Here is a 25,072-nt window from a genome sequence, read left to right on the forward strand (position 1 = left end):
GAAACTGTTTTAATACTAATTTAATTTAGATTGAAGTGTAATTAGCTTCGCTTTCCTGCGGACGAGCGGTGAGTCTCCTCCTTCGTGCGGGGCCTCACCTTTCTCGCTTTTTCTAGCTAGGAGTCTTCGCTAATACAACATATATTGGAGTACTAATCCCCACCCGAAATAGCTAACAATAAATTTTTGTACAAATTTATTCATTCTTACTTTCCCAAAAGCTTCACTTATTATAGAGTCTAAAGATTACACACTATTCTAAGTAGAAATCATAATTTTTAACGTGTAAAACACAAAAAATTTGCCCTTCTTAAAAAAATAGAAAGGCAAATTTTTATTAATTGAACTCTATTATTTGTTTAATAAGACCGATTGAATAGCTTATTCTTAGTATTATTCTACTCCCGGTAATATAGCTAGATCTTTATGGTCTGCATCTAGGATTGCATCGACGCCTAGTGGGATGCCGACGTTTGGTTCGCAATGGCCGATTTTGAAGCCGCTGACAACTGGTATGTTTAAGTCTGTGAAGTAGGATTCGAATAATTCGTGTAAGCTTGGTGAGTCCTGGTATTCGCGTGGCGTGGCATTTGTAAAATCGCCAATTACGATGCCTTTAACTTGTTCGAATTTCCGTGCTTGTCTTAGTTGGTTTAGTAATGAATCAATTTGTGCAGGTTCTAATCCTATATCCTCAATCAAAAGGATTTTGCCGGTTGTATCGATTTCAAATTTAGTCCCTAGACTGTTCGCAATTAATGTTAGATTTCCTCCAGTCAGTTCCCCACGAGCTGCTCCTCCGCAAATAACTGTAAGAGGTGAGATACTTTCATCGTAATGAATCTCAGCTGGTTGGAATAACTGCTCGAACATATGCTTAGTTCGATTTGTCACATCATCGCGTCCCATACTAGATAATGTCGGTCCATGGAAAGTGACAATATCTGAGTACATTCCAATTGCAGTATGCAAGAAAGTAATATCTGAAAAACCCCAAAATATTTTCGGATTTTCTTCTAATAATAAATAATCAATTTTATCCGCAATTCTTGCAGCACCGTACCCACCACTTGCACAGAAAATGGCTTTAACCGCTTTATCTTCAATCATTTCTTGCAAGTCACTTGCTCGTTCTTCATCTGTACCCGCTAAATAGTGATTATGTAGTTGAACTGTATTGCCTAATACATAATGTAAACCAAGCTCTTCTAGAAAATCGAAAGCTTTGGTTAATCTCTCTATATTGGGAGGACTAGATGGCGCAATAATCCCAACTGTATCCCCTTTTTGTAATCTTGGTGGACGTCTTTTCATTTGGCAAAACTCCTCATATAATCAATCATCATATTTACTTTAGCAGAAATATAGCGAGGCTGGCTAATTTTATAGCTGAATTGTTATGAAGAGTTTTGCAATGAAAATTTCTTAGTCACTTGTTGGCTATTTACATGTATTTGTAGTTTAAGTTAGTTTGCTCTATTTTTAATTTCATTAATTTTATTCTTCATTTTCTTATTTAAATTTACCAACCGATCATCTTCATCTTTATATTTTGGCAATTTGCCACTTGGTTTATCTAGAAAGAACGGGCTTTTCTTTTTGTTTGATTTCATCTGTTTCACTCCATACAATTTACTATATTCTTTGTATGGACAACATTTCTTTAATCTAAACAAAAAGAACAGGGTTTTCCCTGTTCTATCTACTTTTTGATTGACCTAACTACTTTTACTATTTTTTATCAATCATATTTTTTATACCAGGAATGAATTATTGTTAAATTGATAATATGATTAAAGTCAATCTGCAAGATAGGCTCGTTCTGCGACACGATGGCAATCACTACAGGGTGGATTAGTTTGGTAAAGGGAATGAGTACCGTATAGTTATCAATTAGAACGATATTCTCATCATCTAATTTACTCAACTCTTCCTCTCCTAATTCAAGCCCAAGAGTTATACCTAACTCTGTAACAAATTGGTTCGTATCTGTTTTACATAATACTGAAATATTTTCCCTACACTTTTCTCCATAAATGTATAGAAAATCTTCTAAACTAACGCGATATTCCTCCATGTCATTCCAAGACTGCGTTCCAAATGGTTCTGTAGCAATACGATCAAGTATAGAAGTAAAATGTTTACTTCGACTTTTGGTTTGTATAATAACCTTCTTCATTTCATCATTGATTGATTCTACTTCATGAATGTTTTCAATCTCAGTTCCACCAATTTTCTTGATGTTTGGTGTGATGAAAAGGGCTAAGTCAACAAAGATGAACATACCTCCTAATAATACATATCTTCTCCATTGGTCTTCTTCAAATCCACTATTTTTAAGGATTAATACTATTCCAAAAATGAAAAAGAAATACCATGTTCTTCTCAGACTTTGTTTATACTTTCTAAAAATATCAGGAAATACAAAGCTTATGTATAAAATAATTGTTGTCATCCCAATTAACAAGAACCATTTATTAATAGAAATGAATTCTGTTATTTGATTGACCCAATTTTCTTTAATAAAAAAGGCAATTAATAGCACAATAATAGGGAAAGCGATTTTTAATATAATCTTCCATTGATACGCTTTTTTCATCATACTTTCCTCCTTTTTTAAGGGTTTCCTTTCTAAAATTTGATACGATTATTTAACTTATCGCAAAATATATACAAAAGCTCTGATAATTAACTGTATTCACGAGAACACAAAAAAAGCCCTAGCAATATTGCTAGAAGCTAAGATTGTGACATAAATATTTAAAACTATATTCAAGCATTACGCTTGGACACATTTGGTTCTATTCCATGATCTCGATTAAACTCCACCCATTTTTCCTTCTCGCGGTGGACAGCTCTATTCTGCCATTCCATAAAGCCACATTCATCACAATGGCTGTCAACATAACTGTTTCCATGAGTGTCTCGATGATGGTAGATTGTCATTGAGTTACAACTATAGCAAAAAATAATCTTATCATCAGAGTGTAAATGCATAGTAGCTACCTCCTAGTAACACTTTTTACTACCATGCTTGTCTAGTTATTAGAGATTTATACATTTAAATCTACATATGAAGATCAGCTGTTTCTCACACTTTTGGATAAGATTAATTTTAACCTTTCTAAATTTTCCTGATAGAACAGCTTATGTCTTTCTAAACCCCTTTTTTCGCTCCAACCAATTGAATTAAATGCATCGGTAAATTGGAAAAACGGTAATACTTGAGCAAGATCCGTTAATGGACGAATAGATGTATATCCTAGCTGATAAGCATCCATTAACGTCTCATCCTTACATAGTATATCTCGATTGATTTTGGTAAAGTCTATTTGAGTCACCCCAATTCGAACACTTTCAAAATCAATAATGCCGACAACTCGATTTTTTCGTATTAGAATATTTGCTGGCCTGAAATCCATATGTACAAAACTTGGTCCATCTGGAGTTGGTAGTAATGGATAATTATCTTCAAAATAGTTTAAAGCTAATTCAAATAATTTCTGCTCAATTACTTTTTCCACACCTACTGAAAATGAATAAAATTGTTCTCTTACAAATTTTGGCCACCCTTCATGAATATTACGGATGTGACTTTTTAAATCCTGTTCAGTTAGCTGAACTGCATGAAATTTAGCATGATGTCTTCCTATATCATAGGCAAGTTTCTGATTCACTGGCCGAGTAATAGAAACACCATCGATTGCAGACAATAACAAAGCACCAGAAATATCTTCATTACCTTCCCAATAATTTAAAACCCTTGGTACTGGTAATTCATCTTTCAACCTTTCAAGTACCGTATATTCAAGCTCTAGTTTTGCTTTTGTATATGGAATTTTTAGATATACTGTTTGATGCGTAACTAGCTGAATTTTATATACAGTAGAACTATATGATTCCGGAACATCCTCAATTGATAATACATTTAACCGAAAGATTTCTATAAGCTTTTTTAGATGACTCATTTATTCCCTCCATCTAGATTGTTCAGTCTCCTAATACGATTATAAATAGATAATACTATTTACTTCCAGTTTTTATAATCCAAAGTAAGAATAAAACAATCTTTTCAGAGCACATTAAATTCTAGGAGGTGAACAATCCATGGTAAAGACAAATACTAGCAATAAAAATAGCAAAAAGACTATGAATGTAAGAACTCATAATCCATTTGATACCTATTTAAAGCTAGATAAGGACGCTAGCAATAGAAACAACAATAACCCAAATGACAACCTAAACGAAGAATTTGCTGCAGAATTTGACTCTAAAGCGAAAAACAAAAATAATGCAACCAACCATGCTAAGGACCAAAAATCAAACAAAAATTAATATAAATTTATACAAAAAGGAGAGTGCTATACGTACTCTCCTTTTTGTATAGCATATATAATCAGTTCGTATTTGCTCCATCCTCTTAGACATATAAATTTACTTACGCTTTCATTAAAGGTAAACGTTTAGTTAAAATAGTATTAGAGACTTTTTCAAAGAGATACTGTAAAATTATTCAATATTGCATATCAATTTCTTTACACTAGAACACCCCCATACTTATTTTTCCCGTTAGAAAGAAGGTTTCATGATGTTACAAGTAAATGTAGAGAATACGAGTTTAATATTAGAAGGAGGCACTTTTCGTACATTATTTACAGGTGGAGTGCTTGATACTTTTTTAGAACAAGAGATCATGATGCCTTATATAGTTGGGATTTCAGCGGGTGCCATAAACGCTACTGCATATATATCTCAACAAAAAGAGCGGATGTTATATACATTACTAAACTATCGACACGACAAACGCTATATGGGCGTGCGTAACTTCTTCACTGACCGTAGCTTATTCGGCTTAAATTTTGGATACAATACTATCCCTAATGAGTTGTACCCATTCGATTGGGAAACATATCAAAACTATACTGGCCAAATAGAATTTGGCGTTACCAATGCCATTACGGGGCAAGTTGAATATAAAAACGCAATTGAAATGGATCGGAATTGTATGATGCTTCGTGCTACATGTGCTATTCCTGTACTCTTTCCAGAAATAAAATTAGATGGAATCCCTTATTACGATGGCGGACTGGCTGAACCAATTCCTATTCACCATACAATCGAACAGGGCTTCAAAAAGCATGTTATTATTCTTACCCGACCAAAAGGTTATCGCAAAACGATAGACCGCCAAAGCAAAATAGCGATGAGACTTCTCAAAAAGCGTTACCCTGCTATCGTGAAAAGTATGGAAAAGCGTGCCGACCATTATAATGCTTCATTAGAATATTGCGAACAACTCGAAGCAGAAGGAAAAGCATTTATTTTCCGCCCTACCTCAAGCCTCAATAGCTTTGAAAAAGACCTAAACCAAATACGTACAAATTATCAAATGGGCTATGAACAAGGAATTCAAAAAATGGCTGATTTGAAAAGCTTTTTAGCAAATTAAAAGACAGTCCCTCTTTGAACTGTCTTTTCTTAGACAAAATGTTGAAGGACAATTCCTCCATAAATAAACGCTGCTAAAATCACAAATGCAGGATGTACTTTTTTGAATCTCATGGCAAAAAACGCGATTGCAGCGATTCCAAGGAATTGCCAAGCGCCAATCGAATGGATTGATTCTTTAGCCATTTGCCAAGTAATAACCAACATCATAATTGCTAAAATTGGCTGTATTAATAATGTCATTCCTTTTACTACGATTGACTGACGATGCTTATTTAATACATTCAATAACAAGATCATTAGGACTACAGTTGGTATAATGGTTGCTGCTAAAGCAACGGCAACACCTAAAAAGCCATATTCATCATAACCAACAAATGCAGCTATTTTAGTTGCTATCGGTCCTGGCAGTGCATTTCCAAGTGCCAGCATATTTGAAAACTCACTATTCTCTAACCAATGATAACGTTTAACAATTTCATCATACATGAGAGGAATTGATGATGGTCCTCCACCATACCCAAGCATATTCGCAATGAAAAACCCAACAAAAAGATGAAATAGCGTCATATCTAAACACTTCCTTTCTGCTCTTTATCGTGTTCTTTCTTTTTCCAATGAGAAATTAGTCTAAAATGAATGCATCCATATGCTAAAAACAGAAGAACACCTATTCCCGAATGTATATGAAGTACTTGAAGTAATATAAATGCAATTGCAAAACAACTAATCCCCATCACAATTCCAAGCCCTTTTATCGTTTTTTCTCCAAATTTATAAGCCATTTCAGCAAGCATAACAGCAACAACTGGCATCACCGCTGCTATCATCCCGATAACAACTTTAGAATTACTTAAGAAACCTACAACAGATAAAAGAGTAATCATAAAAATTGTACTCGGTACTATGTGACAAAGAATTGCCCATGCAGCGCCTTTCACACCTCTTAATTTATACCCTAGATAGCCTGCCATTTTCGTTGCAATCGGTCCTGGCAAAGCATTTGCAATTGCCAAAATTTCTCCAAATTCATCGTCACTTATCCACTTATATTTCTCTACAGCCTCATGACGAAAAAGAGGCATGACAGACGGTCCTCCTCCATATCCTAAAACCCCTGTTCTAAGCATAGCCATCGCTAACTGTTGATAGGGATTTTCCTTTTTCTCCATTTGCATAACCTCTTTTCTAAAACTCTTCCATTTCTCTGCTTCTCGCCTATGTAATTTACTAGCCCATTGTCATATGTTAGAGAATGCTACATTCTATATTAAATCTAATAATACATTAAAAGCATTCATCTGTTTTGCCTAAATACATTTTTTCTAACAAAAAAGAAATGAGCTAACAGTTATAAAACCAAACTGAACTCATTTCTTTTTATAAATATGTTAGAAGGTTATTTACCTTTCTTTACTTCATTCAGTAAGTCTGGGAAGTTCGTAAACATTCCTGTTACACCCCAGTCAATTAACTGTTGCATTCTTGCTTTGTCATTCACTGTATATGGGTGAATTTCAAGTCCACTATTGACTACTTTTTGTATATAATCTTTGTTTAAATACGTATGGTTTGGTCCAACTCCGATTGCATATTCTTTAATACTTGCAATCTCTTCATCTGTAATTGTCGCATTTGATTTATAAGATAGTAATTGAATCAAGTTAATTGATGGATCTAAATCATGCACAATTTTCAAACTATCAGAACTGAACGATTGAATAAGTAACTTGTCTTTATTGATATGATACTTATCTACAAGACGTAACAGCTCTTTTTCCATTCCAGGGTATATGTTTGGAGACTTTGTTTCGATATAATAGCTATTATTCTTTCCAAATTTATTGAAGATTTCTTCAAGGGTTGGTACTCGTAAGTCAACATATTCAGGTTGTGCATATTGCGGATAAGCTTGATTAAACCAGCTTCCAGCATCCAATTTTTTGATTTCATTTAGTGTATAGTCTTTTACAAGGCCTGTCCCATTTGTTGTCCGATCTAATTTCTCATCATGCATTGCAATCAACTTGCCGTCTTTTGTCATCTGTAAATCAATCTCGATATAATCGCCATGCATTTTTTCTCCCAATTGATAGGAAGTTAAAGTATGTTCAGGAGCATAGCCAGATGCACCACGATGTGAAACATTCTCGATGTCCTTATATTTTTCCTTAGCCAAAGCTGCTCCTCCATTTGTTACAACACCAGCTACTAATACAAGAGCACCAAGAGCAGATAACCATTTTTTCTTCATCCAAACATCTCCCAACTTTTGAATAGTTTTACTACTATTCAAAAGTAACAGGAGAATATTAATCTCTCATAACAGATTTGTAAATATTTGTTTTTTAATATTAAGATAAATCATAATCTTACTTATTTGGTCACAGCATAGAGTAAATTCTTTGCAATAACAGAAAAAAGCGAGTAATTATAAAATTACCCGCCCAAAGATTAATCTTTTAAAAACAAAAGATCAATTATTTAATTATTCCCCACCAGTAACGGCAAGTGCTTCACCAGTGATAGCTGCTGCGCCATCAGATGCTAAGAATACACATGCTGCTGCGATTTCTGAAGGTTCAAGTAGACGTTTCATCCATTGAGCACCTAAGATGTGGTGATTTAATGCTTCTTCTACGCTTGTTCCATCTTGTTCAGCAAGTTTTGGTAATTGTTTTTCGATTAATGCTGTACGAGTTGGTCCTGGTAAAACAGCGTTTGCAGTGATACCATTTTGTGCATTCTCAAGAGCAACAACACGAGTAAACATGATTTGGCCAGCTTTTGCTGCACAATATGCTGCTTTGTAAGCATCTGGGCGTTTACCGTGACCAGATGAAATATTGATAATACGTCCTTTATTTTGTTTTTTCATAGCAGGAAGGGCATATTTTGTAGTTAAGAATGTTCCTTTTAGGATTACATTCATGACGAAATCCCATTTTTCTCCTGGGAAGTCTTCTACAGGTGAAATAAATTGAACGCCTGCATTGTTTACTAGAACATCAACTGTTCCCCGTTCTGCAATGACTTGTTCAACTGCAGATTTAACACTTTCTTCGTCTGCAACGTTTACTGCGTAGCCTTTTGCATTGCCTAATTTTTCAGCTGCACTTGTAGCTGCTTCTTCGTTTAAGTCGAAGATTGCAACAAAGTCACCATTGTTTTTAAATTCTTCTGCGATAGCGTAGCCAATACCTTGTGCTGCGCCTGTTACGATAACTGTACGTTCTTGTGCCATGAGTATTACTCCTTTAATCTATCATATTATATATTTTTTTCTACACGTTTCCATGTAAGTTTATCTTCAGGTTTAATTCCATTAAAGATAACAACAACGTCACCATCAATTTTCGCAATGCGTGGTTGAGATTGATCTAGCCATGTTGGATTCATACTAACTTCCATGTGATGAGTTAATTCTTGTTTTTCTTCATCTACTTCAAAGCGGCCTGAATAAGCTAGATAACCGTGTGCTGCTGCTGCCATTTCTTCTTGTGTACCAGTATGTAGGTCACCAGATTGATAAGCAGGGCGGCCAGTAGCCATGATTTGTGCTGACATATAGCCATCAGGATTATACATGATAAATCCTTTTGCATCTTTTCCTAAAGGATAGATCACATTTCCTTCTTCATCTGTTGATTGATAAGATATAAGTGACCATGTACCGATTACTTGTTCACGTAATGTTGGTTCAGTAGCTTGACTCTTGAATGCTAAAACCATTTTATATTCACCTTCTGTAATTAATGTGTGAGGAATCTTTTGAAAGGATGAGACACTTTTCTACAATAATTTCTTTGTTTATTTACATCGCTTCTAAATAGCCATTACTCATCCAGACTTTCTTATGTTTTCCTTACACCATTATTATAGGTGCTTTCAATATATAATAAAAATATATATTTTAAATAAAACTTATTTGTTTATTTTATAAATAAAAATATCCACCTAAAAAGAAACAAGCCTGATGAATAATTCACCAGGCTTGCAATGACCTAACTATTAATAAATTAAGATAGCAGCAATTAATACTGCGATTAACGCAACCAAATTAGCTCCGGTCATTGTAAAGAATTGATATTTAAAGCCATTTTTATGGTTGAGTCCTGTAAGTGCGAAGAACGTTAACACAACACCAGTATGAGGCATAACTGTAAAAACAGATGATGCAACAGCTGCTACCCTATGGATAACTTCAGGATCAAGCCCCATAGCCATATAACTTTTAGCAAAGGCTCCCATAACAATTCCCAAAGCTCCTGAAGCCGAACCAGTGATAGCACCGAATGCTGCAGATGCAACAGATAAACTGATAAGTGGGTTTCCAGGGATTCCTAATATGAAGTCAGAAATATATTTAAATCCGGGCGCCAATGTAATAACAACACCAAAAGCTACAGTAGATGCAGTTAAAAAGATTGGCATAACTGAACTGCTTGCACCTTCATTGAAAACAGCTTTTTGATTTGGAATATATTTGTTGAAGATAATCGCAGAGACAATAATAGATACTGTTAATGCGATTAAGATACTATTTTGTATTTTTAATGCACTACCTACAAAAATAATAACGATGAGTAGCACAATTGGCAGGATACTCATGAAGAAAGGCGGAATCTTTGTTCTTACTTCCTCATTTGTATCTTCTACATCAAAATCGGCAAAAGTTTCTCCTCTAGCAATACTTTTCTTTAACATGGATTTCATATACCAAAGACCAAAGGCAATCGCCACAACTGTTCCAATGATACCTAACAATGGCGCAGCGGTAAGTGTTGTGCCAAGGTATGCTGTTGGAACAACATTTTGGATAGATGGTGTACCAGGAAGCATCGTCATCGTAAATGTACCTAAGCCTAGCATAATCGGAATAGAGATTAAGTTCCAAGCAATATTTAATTGTTTAAATAATGGTTTGGCAAGTGGAATAAGCACAAATACTACAACAAATAAACTTAGACCTCCATAAGTTAAGATCGCTGTAATAATGAAAAGTGCAACCAATACTGGAAACGGCTTATCTGTACCTGTTTTGGATAAAATCTTTTGCGCGATTGATTGAGCAGCTCCACTCGCATCGAAATATTTTGCAAAAATAGCACCTAATACAAATACAGCAAAGAATTTAATAATAAAACCAGCAAGACCCGTCATATAAGAATGCTCTGCTCCGATAATGTACGAGAAAAAGTCCATTTGGTTCGTTAAGATTACGATGATGGAAGCAATCGGAGCTACCATCAAAATATTTAAACCTTTCATTGCTGCAATAACGATAAATACAATTGCAAGCAATATACCAACAACTTGAATGATTTCCATTCTATTTTCCCCCAAAAAAATCTATTCACCTGTATTCAGGATTTTTTGTTTAACAATGTATGCATTATCATTTGATTTATAAGTAACCAATTCACCTTGCTAAACTAACCAGAAATGTCTATTTGCTTTTCCCATAGCTTAGATATTACCTGTTCGTTTGATTATTATAGAAGGTATTCAGTTATAATAAAAATACATATTATTAATAGAATATATTTGAGTATTTTATATATAAGGAGAAAAAAGTATGGATAACAGGCAAATACATTACTTTACTGAAGTCGTAAAACAAGGGGGCTTTTCTAAAGCAGCCGAACAATTATATGTTTCCCAGCCAACGATCAGTAATGTAGTAAAAGAATTAGAAAAAGAATTAGATGTACAATTATTAATACGGACAACAAGAAAATTAGAACTAACGGATACTGGTAAACTTCTCTTTGACTACGGCGAACAAATTTCTAAATTATATCGCCGTTTTTATCAAGAATTGGACGATTTAAAACATGTAGAAAAAGGCTCCATCAAGATGGGCATCTTCTCCTCTGTCGGTACTGAGATTCTCACTAGTAATATGTCGGCTTTTTCTAAGCAATATCCCAATATCACTATTCATTTTGTGGAAGATGGAGAAACAAATTTAAAACACGCTTTGGATAACGGAGAATTAGATTTAATCGTACTTGAGGTGCCGAAATCGTCGGTAGACGAACCGATTAATTATATTCCATTTTTAAAAGGGGACTTGCGTTTACTTGTTCATCATACTCATCCCCTTGCCAACAAGGAAATGGTAACCTGGGAAGAACTACGGGATGAAAAATTTATAATCTTCCATGAAGGCTTTGCGGTTCGCCGTTTTATCTTACAAGAATGTGAAAGAATCGGGTTTGAACCCAATATTCTTTGTGAGACATCGCAGTGGAAATTCATTCTCGAAATGGTTTCTTGTAACATGGGGATCAGTATCCTGCCACAAAGTAATGTAACTGATTTAAATGTTGCCCATTTAGGAATTAAAGTTTTACCGATTGTCAATCAAGAAGTCCATTGGCAATTAGGCATCGTATGGAGGAAGGACGGCTATCTTTCTTATGCAACAAGAGTATGGATTCAATTCTTAAAGGAGCATTTAGAAGGAATTGAGGAGTTTAATTAATATAATTTGAAATTAAAGAAATTCTTATCCCTTATATTAAAAGCCATCAGTTATGGTGGCTTTTACTGTATTCATAAAATTTACCCGATTAAATTTGTGCTCTTAGTGCTCTTTTTTAAAAAGGCAACTCATAGATACATTTCATCCTGCTTACCAATGCACTCGATATTCGATTTTCCTGTCATTCTATTTAGCATAAAAAAGACCTTAGCAAATCTGCTAAGGTCTTGATATAACGAAGTTATAGGATATCGGTTTGCGAGGACGAATTAACGGTCAAAGTGAGGAATAAAAGAAGCCAAACAGATGCTGAAGGAACTCATACATTCATTGTGATGCGAGTAAAATTGAAAAACAGCATAATTACATGGAATCTAAAAAAACCCCAAGCAGTGAACTTTCTCCAGGTATTAGATATATATTTATAGGGTTAGCTAAGGTAATTATTTAATGTTTGCTGTAGGGTAGCTTTTGTTTCTGTGTATCTAGTAAGATCGATTCCTAAATGAACCATTTGTCTAACAAGTTCTGGTCGTAATCCAGTTATGACTGATTTTGCCCCCATCAGTGTGATACCAATCAACACTTTTTGGAAACGAGCGATGGTTACTTCGTCCATGTCTGATATTCCTGACAAGTCAATAATTAATGTCATAATCCTTAACTTAGCAATATCTGTTAAAACTTTTTCTTCAATAATATCCATACGATAAGCATCGAATGTACCAATTAACGGTAATACAGCTACCGTTTGACTGACTGGTATGATAGGTACCGAAAGATGTTCTACTAATTTTCTTTGAGAAAGGATTAATTCATCTTTATAATGTGAATAGCTAATAAAAAACGTGTTTAAAAACTCATCAATCCCATCATTAACTTTTTCCTCTAATTGAAAAAAGTTGCCTGCAAGACTAACATCTTCATTTTTTTGATTATATTGTTTGATAAAATACCATAAAGTACGTCTAATTGCATGTACCCATTCTAATTTGAACGCAACAGTTAATGAATATTTCGCCCAAGCAATGCCTTCTTCTTTAGCGAATGCAATGAGCTGTTCATTTTTATCTTCCACTACATAAAGAACTACCTTTTGAGCGTTTTTCAATAAGTCGATATTCCCGTCTTTTAAAATATTTTCAATATTAGTAGCAACATTGACAGCCTCCGATAATAGTTTCTCCTGAAATTCCTGCTTATTAATGGAAATATAATGGGATATATTTGTAGTATCATAGAACTTTTCCAATTTTTAATCCTCCTTAGTTAAGTCTCTTCTAAGCTTTACAGTGTTAACTTCATGTTAATACCCTAATTTTAAAGTAATTAAAACTTTTTTAAGGCTATTTTCATAAACTTTGATTCTCTTGATGTCATAATAAGAATTAAAACTTAAAGTTTCTAGACAAATTAACGCAAACGTTTTTATAAAAAGATACCAAGAAGAATCTAGTTTTACGTTTTTATGAACTGATGCGAAAAATGGCCTTTGTTTAAAAAAGTTGACCTACAATGTAAGTCAGGTCATCTTTCCCTGTTTTTGCATGGTTATCTATATAGTTAGAGATTTCTTCAATCGAATTAGATGAGCATGCTAATGACTTTATACCGGGTAGCGATAGACCATCCGTATGGATAATAAATTTTGATCCCATTTCATAAGAAAATGTATCGCATCGATATTTTTGCGGCCTCCCAGATAAATATCCCAGAATAGGCAGTGGATAGATAAACTTTCCAGAGGGGCTAGAAAGAACAAACTGAATGTTTCCCACCGAGCTATAGGTGAAAGTCTTTTGTGAAAAATGTGCCTTTATAATGCTTAGAGTCGCACCTCTTTTATCTTTGAGGACCTGATTGCAATAGTCGATTAATACCTCTACATCTTTATCATGGTTTTTTTCCACTTCCTTGCGAACCGCATCCGACGAATGAAAGGCATGCTCCCCACTGCCTAAACCGTCACAAACCGCACAAATAAAGTATTCGTCAGTTATTTTAATATAAATGCTATCCCCGTTAATTACATTTCCTTCCTTAGGAACTTGATAGGCAATTGCCTGAATATGTTGGTTGCTAAATTCAAGCTTTTTTTTCCCCTCCATCTTTACCAGTGCCTTTCATAAATTTTTGGTTACTTTTTGGTATCTTCGATAACACAATATGATTGATTGAACATCCACTATAGTCTTTTAAAAATAATCAGCGTAAAGTCATCCCTTATCTCGTAATTTTGTAACCTCTCGAGATCACGATAAATGTTCTCCACCATTTCTTGTGCGGACAAATGCATATAGGTTTGAATTAAATCAGTTATTATTGATCGTTCAATAAATCCCTTTTCTGTCCTTGATTCTGTCACACCATCTGATAGTAAAACTATCATATCCCCGGGACTAACCTTCTTTTCAAATTGCTCATATGTAATATCATGTTTTACACCTAAGATCAAGCCTCTTGTTGTAAGGTCCTCAAATGATTGAGAAGACGCATGATAATAGAACCCCTGTTCATGCCCTGCAGCAGCATATGTAAATGTATGATTACTTAAATCATATACTCCGTAAAACATGGTAATAAATACACTTGAATCAAGATTACTTTCTACTACTCTATTTAAATTTAATAACACATCATTTGGTTTGTTTATTGACTTAAGTAAACTATCCATTCCATACTTAATCAAATTCATACAAAGTGCAGCAGGTATTCCTTTTCCCATTACATCTGCAATTGCAACGCTAATACTTTTTTCGTCCTCAACAAAGCGATAAAAGTCTCCATTAATTTTTTTCGCTGGTACACTAATGGCACCAATATCAACTTCATTCAGCTTCGGAACGGACGTTTCTAAAAAGTTTTCTTGTATGCTCGCAGCCATTTCAATTTCCGATTTAATTTCAAACTGCTTGTCCCTCAAGCTCTGGTATTCTTGATAAGCTAAGCCATAGTTCATCATAAATTCAATAAGGAAATCAAACGAAGCTAAAACTTCCTTTCCAATATCAGGAAATAGATTCTTTAAGACTTCACGGTGGATACTAATAATTTCTTCAGGAGATATTTGCTGTTTAATGAATTTCCTGCTGAACATTTGCCCTTGATACAATGCTGCTTCAGAAGATTCTTCTATATATTTGCGAAGTAACTCCCGATAACTAGATTCTAATATCGGTTTGAAATCCATTTTTAAAACCTCCCACGAAGCCATTTTACTACCTTAACAGTTGTCCCTTTTCCAACTATTGAGGTCAAATCAAATTCATCCATTAAACGCTTTGCCCCGGATAAACCTGACCCTAAACCACCTGATGTAGAATATCCATCCTCCAGCGCTAACCTAATATCCTGAATTCCCGGACCATGATCTTGAGCGATTACTTTTAAACCTCGCTTTCCAAGAGCACTGACAGTTTCGAAACGAATCTCTCCCTTATCGGCATACAAATAAATATTTCGCGCCAACTCAGAAATTACAGTGGTGATTCTTGTCTGGTCAACTATTCCAAACCCAAGCTCCTTAGCAATCTTTCTACCATGCTGCCTAGCTGTAACGATATCAAATTCTGATAATATTTTTATAGAGGATTCGTATTCCATGATCTAATCCCCCAAACCTTTTTGTAATAGTTCTAGCCCCTTTTCTAAATCTAATGCTGTATCGACATCTTGGAGATGAATCCCCATTTCAACTAACGTAATTGCCACAGCTGGTTGAATGCCAGTAAATACAACTTTCGCACCCATCATTTTAGACATACTAAACACATCGCCTAGAACCTTAGCAATAAACGAATCAATCATATCAACAGACGTTAAATCAATTACTACACCACTAGCACCAGTTTCATGTATTCTTTGGAGCAATAATTCTTGAAATTGTAAAGCTGTTTGATCATCAAGCTCCCACTGAATGGAAACAAGCAGATAATTATATAATTTTAAAATTGGTATTTTTATATTCATTTTATTCCCCCATTTATACAATCTTTCGATTTGTCATTACTAATGTATCACAACATTCCCCTGTTATTAACATGACTTTAATTCTAAATTCTATAATACCATAAGCAAGATTTATCGGTCTTGGTATCTCTATGGTAAGCATTGGATGAAATAACTTTCTAATTAACTTGGGACAAAAATCGATATATTTATATTTATATAATTTCAATTCACCTAGTCAAAAAAGGACTATCAATAACATAGTCAAAATTAATAGAAAGTAAGGATATGGGGGAAAACAACTTTCATAAAATACCCGTATATTTAAATATTAAACCTAAAAAATTTACCTTTTTATCATTTGGTAATCTCATATATTTTATTAGTCTATAATAATTGATATTTATATTTAATTTACAGGAAAGCCAACAAAGAATTACAGCTTGAAAGACATATGATGGTTAAACCTTCATACAGAATACGTTCAACTTATGAACAAAGACTAGAAAAACTTATAACGATTAGTGTAATAAATATTGGTTTTAACAGAGTAATGAATACAGTTGTGGGTGAATGGAACGGAACATTGGGTGTAAAGGTTACCGTTAAAGAAACAATTCAGAAAAATACTGGTGGACAAAATGATAATGACGATTTAACAATTTAGATTAATTTTTCCGATGCGAAGAAAAAGATATAAAAGGTTCGCTATCATTAATTTATACTGATATTTAGGGTCAACAATATAAAGAGTCCGTACATATTGAAATTAAATCCAAGTACTATAAAATTGTTGAAGAAGAATCTCCTATACTCGAAGAAGGTTTAATAGGCCAATATTTTAAATAATCATCGTCCTTTCGGGGACGTTTTTTTATGAATAATGATTTAAAATAAATCTATATTTTTTTCAAAAAAAGGACTTTAAAAAAGAATTAAAAATATAAGACAAGGAGGTAATAAAATGAAATTTGAAACAAAATATTTAATACGTTGGGGTATCCCTGGATGGGTGCTGATTTTCTGGATGTTCTATGAATATTTATTTTTAAAAGGTATCAATCCATTGGATAGCAAAATGGTAGATATAACAAAAGGTTTAACGTTATTGTTATCTTTAACAGCAGTTGGCGTACCTATTGGTTACCTATTACATCAATTGTATTTTGGATCTGCATGGGTTTGGAACAAAAAACGTAAATTTGCTGATGATTTTGCAAAAGAGCTAGGTGACAAATTACCAAAACAACAAGGTTGGGGCACTGATAAAAATGAAGATTATTTTCAAATTGAATATGTATGGCATTCAGTTTTGATTAATCAAACTCCAGAAACCCGAGCATATATTGAAGCTAGATACAGACATCTGTTAGGAACAATTCATGCTTTAGGAGCATTGTTTGTAAGTAGCATGGTCGCTACTATCATTTCAGTAATTATAATATTCACCCATCTATCAGGTTTCCCCTACAACGCTTATTTTTGGATGGGTATTGTTTTGCAATTATTAATATTCTTTTTTGCTGGAGCGAATTATAAATATTATTCGGCTAACCTTACTGCATTACAAATCAAAATGTTAAAAACATATTTGTAACAGTACATATATTAAACGTGCATACTTACGCTGTGTGCGTTTTTCTTTTGTTTTTGATTAAATTATTCCTCAATGATATAAAACGAACGCAACCAGTGACGGCTACGTTCGTTTAGCGTTACATATTGTTCAACGGGGAAAACTTTTGATGATTATTTTGAATATCGTTAGCAAATAGGTTTACCTATTTCTTCGTTATTTCCATAGATGTATGACCTAATAATGATTGAAGGTGGAAAGCATCTCCCCCATTTTCAATATACATTCGTGCCATTGTATGACGGAACGTGTTACAGCTCACCCTGACATCAGTTATGCCACTTAGTTTCCCATAATGTTCAATTCGATTTTGAATACTCCTACGCTTCAATGATTTATCATCTTGATTGATAAATAGTTTATCTGTATCCAAAATATTGGGATGATAGGCTGATAGGCGTTTTTATTAAGATATTCTTCTATTTGGATTGATTATGCATCTAAGATGGAATGAATCCCCTAAAATCAACGCATCCACTTTTGACGAAATTTGTCTTTCTTTCAACACGTGTTTAATCTCAATCTTTATCATAATGTTTGTGCAATTTTGCAGTGTCATCAGCAATTAAATATCTAGAACGACCGAAATAGAGTGGAATCTGCAGCTTCGACAAATCTGGGACCTGGTTTTCATTAAGCAATTCTGCATCCTTATACGTTTGCAGGATTTCCCCCGAAAACAAATCGTGGTCACCGTGAGGTCGTATATCAGTTACTTTACATTCATAGGCAAAATAAGCATCCTTTAAAATTGGCACGTTCAAAATTAACCCATCGTCATAAGAAATGCCAAATGTCTTAAACTTATCTATATCACTCCCGCTTGTCGTACCGATCAGTTGTATCCACTCTGACAAATGTGATGGAAGAAAATTCACAGCAAATACACCACTTTCCTCAATGAGTTTATGTGTATACCTTGCCCTACCAATGGAAACGCCATAAGTTGGAGGTTTCATCCCCAAATATGTGCGCCAAGCTGCAGCCATTATATTTTGTTTCCCTTCACTGCGAGAAGTAACAATAGCCACTAGCCCGGGATAGGTGTATATAAGTGATTTGTCTGTTGGTGTTCTCAATGAAATTTCCTCGTTTCAAAATTTTTTTACTTATATGGTTACCAGACTAAGTATATTTTATGATTAAAACGAATAATTTAAATTTTCTAAATGTTTTTTATTACAAGCCTTTTAGTTAAAATAATACAATTGCGTCTACCTTGTAAACTCCGGTTATTGAGAGGAATAGGAGGAAACAATTTGGAAGGTAAACTCACGGAATGTGTAATCGCTCAAGTTCCATATATTAATCAGCGCCACTTGTCATTCTTGCGGGTAATCCTTCAGTTTGGATATTATCACATGCCAAGCGGTCACTGATGTTGAGAATGGAGAATTAGCAAGAACTTTCTACTTCAATCGGCTTTAATCATATATCTTCCATTGCCAGGTTGGATAAACTACAATAGAAAAAACATTTTAAAAGAGGTATTGAACATGGATAATAGATACAGCAAATTATTTGAGCCTTTCACATTCCGAAGTGGTGTCAGTATTTCGAACAGATTAGTCATGGCACCGATGACAACTTATTCAGGCAATGAGGACGGTACCGTATCGGATGATGAGATAAAGTATTATGGTCGCAGAGTGAATGGTGTCGGACTCGTTATCACAGGGTGTACTCACGTTACTGCTAATGGAGTTGGTTTCACTAATGGATTTGCCGCGTATGATGATAAATTCATACCCAGCCTACGAAAATTAGCAGATATAGCGAAAAGTGGCGGCGCCCCTGCTATACTTCAAATTTTTCATGCTGGTAGTAAAGCCGTACCGGAACTTATTCCTAATTCAGATGTAGTTAGTGCCGATGTGATTCCATTTCTTCCGGGCATGATTGAACCTAGAGCACTTCTCCATGAAGAAATTCTGGATATAATAAAAGCTTTTGGTGAAACAGCAAGACGTGCAATTGTAGCAGGTTTCGATGGCGTCGAATTACATGGGGCACATGGCTTTTTAATTCAAAGCTTCTGGTCTCCCGCGACCAATCAACGGACGGACCAATGGGGAGGAACACTTGAAAATCGGTTACGTTTTCCATTGGCGGTTATTCAGGAGGTTAAAAGTGTTATAAAAAAATACGCTATCAAACCGTTTATTTTAGGATATCGATTTTCCCCTGAGGAATCATCGAGAAACGGGGGATTGACTATGAATGATACGTACGAATTAATCGACCACCTCGTAAATCAAGATTTAGATTACATCCATGCTTCATTAGATGATGTATCTTCGAAACCGAAAACCAGCAAGAATGAAAAGACAAGGCTTGAATTAATTATTGAAAGAGCTAACGGCAAAGTGCCTATACTAGCTGCCGGTTCAATGAGAACGCCGGATGAAGCTTTAAAAGCTTCCAAATTAGGATTACCTTTAATTGCTATTGGCAGGGCATTAATTATGAATCCTGAGTGGGTTGAAATGGTCACAAATGGACAGGCGGATAAAATCGATACGGAATTGAAGGTTTCAAAGATAACTCTGCTAGATATTCCAGAAAAAATGTGGAATACCATTCAAGTAAAACCGGGTTGGTTTGCGATTGCTAAAGAAAGACTATGAGCCAGAAATTAATAGTTAATTTCTTATCGAAGTTAGCAAGATAAAAAACGGCAGATCCTTCCTGCCGTTTTTATAAATTCGTTAATTGCCATTATTGACTCGAACCTTTTTTCATTATAATCTCTTTACTTAATTAAACCCTTTCCAATTTTCAAATGATGGGATGTGGCTCCTTCCCTCTCTCTATTTAATAGTTAGTCTCATAAATGCTTGTTAATCGCAACATTTTTCTGCCCCAAGTGAATGTGGGATCTTTGAGTTAAAAGAAAAAGAAAAAAGCCTTTCCCCTTATTGAAGAAAAGCCCCCGCTAGTTGAAGAAGCTTATATAATTTCTATCATTTAATATAAAAGTGTGCATGTAATTACAAGCTCCCTTTATATAAACAGAAAATGGCATAGTCAATTCTTATGCCATTTCTTTTGTTTATTTAACGTTTTACAACTTAAAATGGAACCTTTTAGCCCCAATTAACCAACTCAACATCTTTTTACATCACTGTTCCAAACATACTTATTATAGCTTGTTGAACCGTAGCAAATGTTTTTAAAGAAGATAAATCAATACCAGCGGTTATAATTTTTATTGATAGTTCGGGACGAATGCCTGTAAATATAGCATCAATACCTAATAGTTGTAGAACATGGTGAATTTCTAAGATTCTACTTGCAATCTCATCATCAATCAAAATTATACCAGACAGGTCTATGATAAGACATTCCACTTTCAATTCACTAATTTTCGATATTGTATGTGTCATGATATGTTCACTTTTATCCAAGTCAAACTCTCCAACTAAAGGAAGAACTGCCATGCCATCTCTTAGTGGAACAACTGGTGTTGATAACGCAGTTATTTTCTGTTTATGTTCTTTTTCAGTTTCATTTACCTGTCGTTCCCTTTCAAGAATAGTTTCAGTAATACTTAAATCGAGCAGATAACTCAACCTGCTATTTACAAATAAAACTTCCTCTATAGATAGTCCCTGGTCTATTTCATATTTAGTTAGCATGGAAATTAATTGTAACCTTGTATCAGCATAAGGTTTAATGAGAGTTGAAAGTGCCTCTATACCAAAGCCTGAATCTTCAGGTTGTAGAAGTGTTTTATGCCATTTGATAAATTCTGATTTAACGGTTTCCATTGACCAATTAAATGAACTTCCTAAAAACTCAAAAAATTTACGGTTGTTTATAACGGATTGTTTTACGATATCATCTGGTACGGAAATATCTAATTTTTTAATATTATAATCAACAATTTCTTTGCTCAATGATTCTGCATATTTAAGTAAATATTGTTGGAATTTTACAAGTGAATTCATATAACCTAGCCACCCTCCCTAAATCATATCCTATCTCACTTTTTCTAATAGTACCGCTACTGTTTACAGTTATTATAGAAGAAAAGCCACTTGCAAGCACCTTGTCCTAGAGTTGCCGCTCTGTGATGGACAAGGTTTTATTTTTATTTTAGCCCTTTAGTGTACTAAAGTAAATTAACTTGGTTTAGATTTACAGCTTATCAATCGAGCTAAACTTTTTTGCCTTCTCTTATAAGTCGTTTCCCCACAAAGCCACATATCTCTTTGTAACCGATAAATCTGAATGGCCTAAAAGAGCTGCTAATGAGAAAGCATCCATTCCCCTTAAAACCATATGTTTAGCATAAGTATGACGGAGGATATTGGGACTAAATTACTTTTCAATTTTGGCTAATTTTTTGTACTTCTCGAATCTGTTTTGAATACCTCTGTTTTTTAATCGTTCATCATACTCATTAATGAATAAATAATCAGAGCCGACATTTCCTCTTAACCACAAGTAAGCTTTTATCTGAATCTGGGTCTTCTTACCAACATTAACTGTTCTTTCCTTATAATTATTGGTGTTTCGAACAATCAATTTATTTTCTCTTACATCATCCAATTCCACCCCAGTAAGTTCTGATAAACGAATACCAGTATCTAAAAGAACCATAAAGATTGTAATGTCTCTTTCACCAACAAATGAATCCTCCTTACGTATAATTACTGCTATCCTCTCTATTTCTTTTATCTCTAGGGTTTCAATTATTCTTTGTCTGTCCCTCATTTGTTTAATGTCTTCCGAAGGATTGATCGAGATTATTTTATTTTTCCTTAAAAAGTTGAAATACGCTTTTAGAGCTCTAATTCGAGTATTATACTAACAACTTTTATTTGCTCCTTTAAACATAAAAGAACTTCTTCAATATCACTTTTAGTTAATTCAATAAGTTGTTTATTAATGTTTAGCCCTGCCAATGATTTTTGAAAGGCCATAATTTCATTCTTGTAATATTTAAGAGTAGCTTCTCTTAAATTTCTTACAGCACAATTATGTTCATATTTTGCCCAGGCTTCTTCATCTGTAATTTGTGTTTTGATTAAAATTTTTTCTTCCGTTGTTAGTTCTCTTTTTCTTCTTGCCACTATTCTTCCTCCATCTCGTATGACTAATCTCGTAAGACACTTTCACGAAAATAATCAGACGAGATGAAATAAAAAAAGACCTCCAACATAACGTTGAAAGTCTTGATTTATAAGGCTTGGAGCCTTACTTTAGATACCGGTGGTCGGGGTCGAACCGACACTCCAAAGGAACACGATTTTGAGTCACAAACATTCATAAACTGTTCCTAAAACTTTTTATATCAATGCTTTTAATATTTGCCTTTAAACTTCTCGTACGATTACCCAAGATTATGCAACTACTAATGAAAAAAGTCAAGTCATCTTTAATTGTTGGATGTTCAAATCAGCCTGTCCGATTGACTTAAATAACTCTATAAGTTTTCCTTCTAACTTATATGCTTCATCTCTATCATTGAATGAAGCTAGTATCATATATTTTATTTCCCCATCTCTCATTAGCTCTTTATGATATGAGTTTCTTCTATTAGAATACCTTCTACACCTATACCATACACCACTACCAATATAAATAACTTTCCCTTCATAAATATGAGCATAAACAATATATTTTTCTGTTTCTCTTAACTCATCTGCATTTAGCTCATATTTCTGTATGAGTGAAGTTATTTTTTGAAAGGAAGTATTATATATTCTTGCTATATCTTCATTAGTCATTTTGTTTTTTAAATGATTGGTTAGTTCTTCTTTTGTTGGCAACATTAAATCTCACCTCAAAGAAGTTATATCCTCTTAGTGATGAATGTAAATTAAAATTGATAAATAATTTGTATGAAGTAAGAAGCTTTAAACCATATTATTAAATTCTATGCCTTAGCTATTTACATAAATTATTGAATCATTTTCTGAATTTGATAAATAAATAACTAAATCATTTTCTGTCAATCCAATTGCTTTAATTAAAGCCAAAAGATTTTTCTTTTTTTCATCACTACTTGAGTTTGTATTAATATAAAAACCGGTCTCTAAAAGTTTATGACTTGAACGGAAATCATTCGGATTTTTAGAAATATAATTTTTCCCAACGAATTCTCCACTATTAACTGTTTCAATTAATAATTCAGGATCTAATTGGTAAATTTCAGAAATAACTTTTACATATAAATCTGTCATATTTTTTACCTCATGTTTCTCTTCCATAAAAGTAAAATATTCAGGCTTTATATTTTTCCAATCATCATCGAAATCCAAAATCATATTATAATTTTCTTCAGGAAAATCAACTTCTGGATAAACCCAAATATTTTTCGCTACTTCAAATAATCGATTCGCCCTTTTTAATATTTCTTCTTCATTCCATGTCTCTAACTCAATTAAATCAGTATTTAATCTACATGGACTTCCTTTAAATCCATTTTCCATATCTCGTTTCTCAGTAAAGAATTTATTTCCCATTTCTCCATTGTAACGAGTAAGTGTCAAGTTTCCTATTGTATGAAGATATTTACCGTGGATTTGTTCCCAATTAGCCCCAAGAGCATTTACCCATTTGGATGATAAATTATTCGATTGTGGCATGATGGATACATCAAATGAACCCCAATCGATAACCCCATCATTAATACCTTCTCAACCATCACCACAAAGACTCCAACCAAAGATAGTAAAAGTCAAAGTCATACCAGAAGAAAAGATTCTTGAACAGTATAAAATGGTAGAGGAAGAACGAAAGAAAGAAGAAAAAGACAAACCTAAAATAATTGATATGAGCACTATATTATTACGAGATACCATTTGATATCTCGTATTTTTTTGCCTAAAATTAGAGAGTGTAAAAAAAGTAATCTCAAACAGCTCAAATGCTGTAAAAAAAGTAATACGCTATTTATAGAATAAATATAAATAGATACAAGAGTGCGCAAGCACACTTGTAGAGATCGGCTTGTCACCTACCTCCCTTTCGTACGGTAGGCTGCCTTGATTTATAGAAAACCATCAAAATTAATAATTATGTATTGATATGAAAACAAATAAAAAAATCTCTTAAAATGAGCCTAAAGATGATTTAAACTCGTTCTAAGAGACTTTTATGTTGTTCTTGATAATTTTATTAGGAATCCTCTAAAGAACCTTAAACGCACATAAAATCAATATTTTATTACTTGTTCTTGTATTGTTACGAATGCGATTGATGTATCTGTATATATATTGTGTTCCTTAAAATTGTTGCATATCCCTCTTTATTACTTTTAACCATTTACGTATTATATTTCGAATCCAAAATATTGTTGTAAATAAGCCAATTATAGCTAACACTAGCATTAAAACTAAAACAAATAATTCCATCAGATTTAAACCGCTCAAAAAATTCAAAAAATAATTAACTATCTTTGAGTCCTCCTTATTCACTCTTACTTATTTTATTGTGAATCCAAGATGCTGTTTTAAATGAGCCAATTGTAGCTAACGGTACTATTAAAAATATAACTATAACCCCAATCCCAAAAGACATTGTTCTGACCTCTCAATTAA

General features: G+C 33.8%; 29 protein-coding genes and 1 pseudogene. 7 read left to right on the forward strand and 23 right to left on the reverse strand.

From position 1 onward, the window contains the following. Positions 1-393: 393 nt before the first annotated feature. The 5 genes from ACWV26_RS16425 to ACWV26_RS16445 all read right to left on the reverse strand — a co-directional run bounded on the left by ACWV26_RS16425 (position 394) and on the right by ACWV26_RS16445 (position 3,968). Entirely contained in the window at positions 394-1,314 is a 921-nt protein-coding gene (locus ACWV26_RS16425; RefSeq protein ID WP_455895784.1) for a S66 peptidase family protein, read from the reverse strand. Between the two features lie 152 nt (positions 1,315-1,466). Further along, a complete protein-coding gene (locus ACWV26_RS16430; RefSeq protein WP_455895785.1) occupies positions 1,467-1,613 on the reverse strand; it encodes a hypothetical protein in 147 nt (48 codons plus the stop codon). Positions 1,614-1,741: 128 nt separating this feature from the next. After that, entirely contained in the window at positions 1,742-2,599 is an 858-nt protein-coding gene (locus tag ACWV26_RS16435) for a type II toxin-antitoxin system SpoIISA family toxin (protein ID WP_455895786.1), read from the reverse strand. A gap of 173 nt (positions 2,600-2,772) precedes the next feature. Then, complete coding sequence (locus ACWV26_RS16440; protein ID WP_455895787.1) at positions 2,773-2,997, reverse strand: hypothetical protein; 225 nt, start codon at positions 2,995-2,997, stop codon at positions 2,773-2,775. Positions 2,998-3,080: 83 nt separating this feature from the next. Further along, entirely contained in the window at positions 3,081-3,968 is an 888-nt protein-coding gene (locus ACWV26_RS16445) for a phosphotransferase (protein WP_455895788.1), read from the reverse strand. 139 nt (positions 3,969-4,107) lie between these two features. On the opposite strand from ACWV26_RS16445, the gene ACWV26_RS16450 reads away from it, so the two are divergent. Together ACWV26_RS16450 and ACWV26_RS16455 are read left to right on the forward strand one after the other, a co-directional pair. After that, the gene (locus tag ACWV26_RS16450) at positions 4,108-4,335 is read left to right on the forward strand and encodes a hypothetical protein (RefSeq protein WP_455895789.1); all 228 of its coding nucleotides are present in this window, start codon (positions 4,108-4,110) and stop codon (positions 4,333-4,335) included. Positions 4,336-4,588: 253 nt separating this feature from the next. Beyond that, entirely contained in the window at positions 4,589-5,449 is an 861-nt protein-coding gene (locus ACWV26_RS16455; RefSeq protein WP_455895790.1) for a patatin-like phospholipase family protein, read from the forward strand. A 29-nt stretch (positions 5,450-5,478) separates the two neighbouring features. On the opposite strand, the gene ACWV26_RS16460 is transcribed toward ACWV26_RS16455, so the two are convergent. The 6 genes from ACWV26_RS16460 to ACWV26_RS16485 form a co-directional block, all read right to left on the reverse strand. Further along, a complete protein-coding gene (locus ACWV26_RS16460) occupies positions 5,479-6,018 on the reverse strand; it encodes a chromate transporter (protein WP_455895791.1) in 540 nt (179 codons plus the stop codon). A gap of 2 nt (positions 6,019-6,020) precedes the next feature. After that, positions 6,021-6,620: a chromate transporter gene (locus tag ACWV26_RS16465; RefSeq protein ID WP_455895792.1), complete on the reverse strand. Its 600-nt coding sequence runs from the start codon at positions 6,618-6,620 to the stop codon at positions 6,021-6,023. Between the two features lie 227 nt (positions 6,621-6,847). Beyond that, a complete protein-coding gene (locus tag ACWV26_RS16470; RefSeq protein WP_455895793.1) occupies positions 6,848-7,702 on the reverse strand; it encodes a glycerophosphodiester phosphodiesterase in 855 nt (284 codons plus the stop codon). A 234-nt stretch (positions 7,703-7,936) separates the two neighbouring features. Beyond that, the gene (locus tag ACWV26_RS16475) at positions 7,937-8,692 is read right to left on the reverse strand and encodes a 3-hydroxybutyrate dehydrogenase (RefSeq protein WP_455895794.1); all 756 of its coding nucleotides are present in this window, start codon (positions 8,690-8,692) and stop codon (positions 7,937-7,939) included. 26 nt (positions 8,693-8,718) lie between these two features. Then, a complete protein-coding gene (locus tag ACWV26_RS16480; RefSeq protein ID WP_455895795.1) occupies positions 8,719-9,180 on the reverse strand; it encodes a lipocalin-like domain-containing protein in 462 nt (153 codons plus the stop codon). Positions 9,181-9,459: 279 nt separating this feature from the next. Further along, entirely contained in the window at positions 9,460-10,779 is a 1,320-nt protein-coding gene (locus ACWV26_RS16485; protein WP_455895796.1) for a GntP family permease, read from the reverse strand. Positions 10,780-11,026: 247 nt separating this feature from the next. Here ACWV26_RS16485 and ACWV26_RS16490 point away from each other — a divergent pair, with 247 nt between their 5' ends. Then, on the forward strand, positions 11,027-11,938 hold the full coding sequence (locus tag ACWV26_RS16490) for a LysR family transcriptional regulator (protein ID WP_455895797.1): 912 nt from the start codon (positions 11,027-11,029) through the stop codon (positions 11,936-11,938). Between the two features lie 430 nt (positions 11,939-12,368). On the opposite strand, the gene ACWV26_RS16495 is transcribed toward ACWV26_RS16490, so the two are convergent. The 5 genes from ACWV26_RS16495 to ACWV26_RS16515 form a co-directional block, all read right to left on the reverse strand. Continuing rightward, entirely contained in the window at positions 12,369-13,190 is an 822-nt protein-coding gene (locus ACWV26_RS16495; protein ID WP_455895798.1) for an STAS domain-containing protein, read from the reverse strand. A 244-nt stretch (positions 13,191-13,434) separates the two neighbouring features. Then, entirely contained in the window at positions 13,435-14,046 is a 612-nt protein-coding gene (locus tag ACWV26_RS16500) for a PP2C family serine/threonine-protein phosphatase (RefSeq protein ID WP_455895799.1), read from the reverse strand. Positions 14,047-14,123: 77 nt separating this feature from the next. Further along, positions 14,124-15,128 (reverse strand): SpoIIE family protein phosphatase, encoded by a 1,005-nt coding sequence (locus ACWV26_RS16505; RefSeq protein ID WP_455895800.1) that lies wholly within the window; start codon positions 15,126-15,128, stop codon positions 14,124-14,126. Between the two features lie 2 nt (positions 15,129-15,130). Further along, complete coding sequence (locus tag ACWV26_RS16510; RefSeq protein ID WP_455895801.1) at positions 15,131-15,541, reverse strand: anti-sigma regulatory factor; 411 nt, start codon at positions 15,539-15,541, stop codon at positions 15,131-15,133. Between the two features lie 3 nt (positions 15,542-15,544). Continuing rightward, on the reverse strand, positions 15,545-15,907 hold the full coding sequence (locus tag ACWV26_RS16515; RefSeq protein ID WP_455895802.1) for an STAS domain-containing protein: 363 nt from the start codon (positions 15,905-15,907) through the stop codon (positions 15,545-15,547). Positions 15,908-16,343: 436 nt separating this feature from the next. Between ACWV26_RS16515 and ACWV26_RS16520 the strand changes: the two genes are divergently transcribed. After that, on the forward strand, positions 16,344-16,553 hold the full coding sequence (locus tag ACWV26_RS16520) for a hypothetical protein (protein ID WP_455895803.1): 210 nt from the start codon (positions 16,344-16,346) through the stop codon (positions 16,551-16,553). Between the two features lie 297 nt (positions 16,554-16,850). Next, the gene (locus tag ACWV26_RS16525; RefSeq protein ID WP_455895804.1) at positions 16,851-17,483 is read left to right on the forward strand and encodes a BA5345 family protein; all 633 of its coding nucleotides are present in this window, start codon (positions 16,851-16,853) and stop codon (positions 17,481-17,483) included. Positions 17,484-17,667: 184 nt separating this feature from the next. On the opposite strand, the gene ACWV26_RS16530 is transcribed toward ACWV26_RS16525, so the two are convergent. Beyond that, on the reverse strand, positions 17,668-17,895 hold the full coding sequence (locus ACWV26_RS16530) for a tyrosine-type recombinase/integrase (protein WP_455895805.1): 228 nt from the start codon (positions 17,893-17,895) through the stop codon (positions 17,668-17,670). A gap of 145 nt (positions 17,896-18,040) precedes the next feature. Then, on the reverse strand, positions 18,041-18,601 hold the full coding sequence (locus tag ACWV26_RS16535; RefSeq protein WP_455895806.1) for a flavin reductase family protein: 561 nt from the start codon (positions 18,599-18,601) through the stop codon (positions 18,041-18,043). A 417-nt stretch (positions 18,602-19,018) separates the two neighbouring features. Between ACWV26_RS16535 and ACWV26_RS16540 the strand changes: the two genes are divergently transcribed. Further along, positions 19,019-20,149, forward strand: coding sequence for an NADH-dependent flavin oxidoreductase (locus ACWV26_RS16540; protein WP_455895807.1), 1,131 nt, complete (start codon positions 19,019-19,021; stop codon positions 20,147-20,149). A gap of 489 nt (positions 20,150-20,638) precedes the next feature. On the opposite strand, the gene ACWV26_RS16545 is transcribed toward ACWV26_RS16540, so the two are convergent. The 5 genes and pseudogenes from ACWV26_RS16545 to ACWV26_RS16565 all read right to left on the reverse strand — a co-directional run bounded on the left by ACWV26_RS16545 (position 20,639) and on the right by ACWV26_RS16565 (position 24,118). Beyond that, on the reverse strand, positions 20,639-21,472 hold the full coding sequence (locus ACWV26_RS16545; protein ID WP_455895808.1) for an STAS domain-containing protein: 834 nt from the start codon (positions 21,470-21,472) through the stop codon (positions 20,639-20,641). Between the two features lie 229 nt (positions 21,473-21,701). After that, positions 21,702-22,241, reverse strand: a pseudogene (locus tag ACWV26_RS16550) (tyrosine-type recombinase/integrase). 68 nt (positions 22,242-22,309) lie between these two features. Beyond that, on the reverse strand, positions 22,310-22,600 hold the full coding sequence (locus ACWV26_RS16555) for a hypothetical protein (RefSeq protein ID WP_455895809.1): 291 nt from the start codon (positions 22,598-22,600) through the stop codon (positions 22,310-22,312). Between the two features lie 294 nt (positions 22,601-22,894). Further along, on the reverse strand, positions 22,895-23,302 hold the full coding sequence (locus tag ACWV26_RS16560; protein ID WP_455895810.1) for a hypothetical protein: 408 nt from the start codon (positions 23,300-23,302) through the stop codon (positions 22,895-22,897). A 111-nt stretch (positions 23,303-23,413) separates the two neighbouring features. Next, positions 23,414-24,118 carry an HNH endonuclease family protein gene (locus ACWV26_RS16565; RefSeq protein WP_455895811.1) on the reverse strand — a complete coding sequence of 235 codons (705 nt, stop codon included), beginning with the start codon at positions 24,116-24,118 and terminating at the stop codon, positions 23,414-23,416. Here ACWV26_RS16565 and ACWV26_RS16570 point away from each other — a divergent pair. Further along, positions 24,090-24,338, forward strand: coding sequence for a hypothetical protein (locus ACWV26_RS16570; RefSeq protein WP_455895812.1), 249 nt, complete (start codon positions 24,090-24,092; stop codon positions 24,336-24,338). The two genes, ACWV26_RS16565 and ACWV26_RS16570, sit on opposite strands and share 29 nt — an antisense overlap. Positions 24,339-25,072 lie beyond the last annotated feature (734 nt).

It is taken from the genome of Rummeliibacillus sp. JY-2-4R (genome assembly GCF_053847205.1).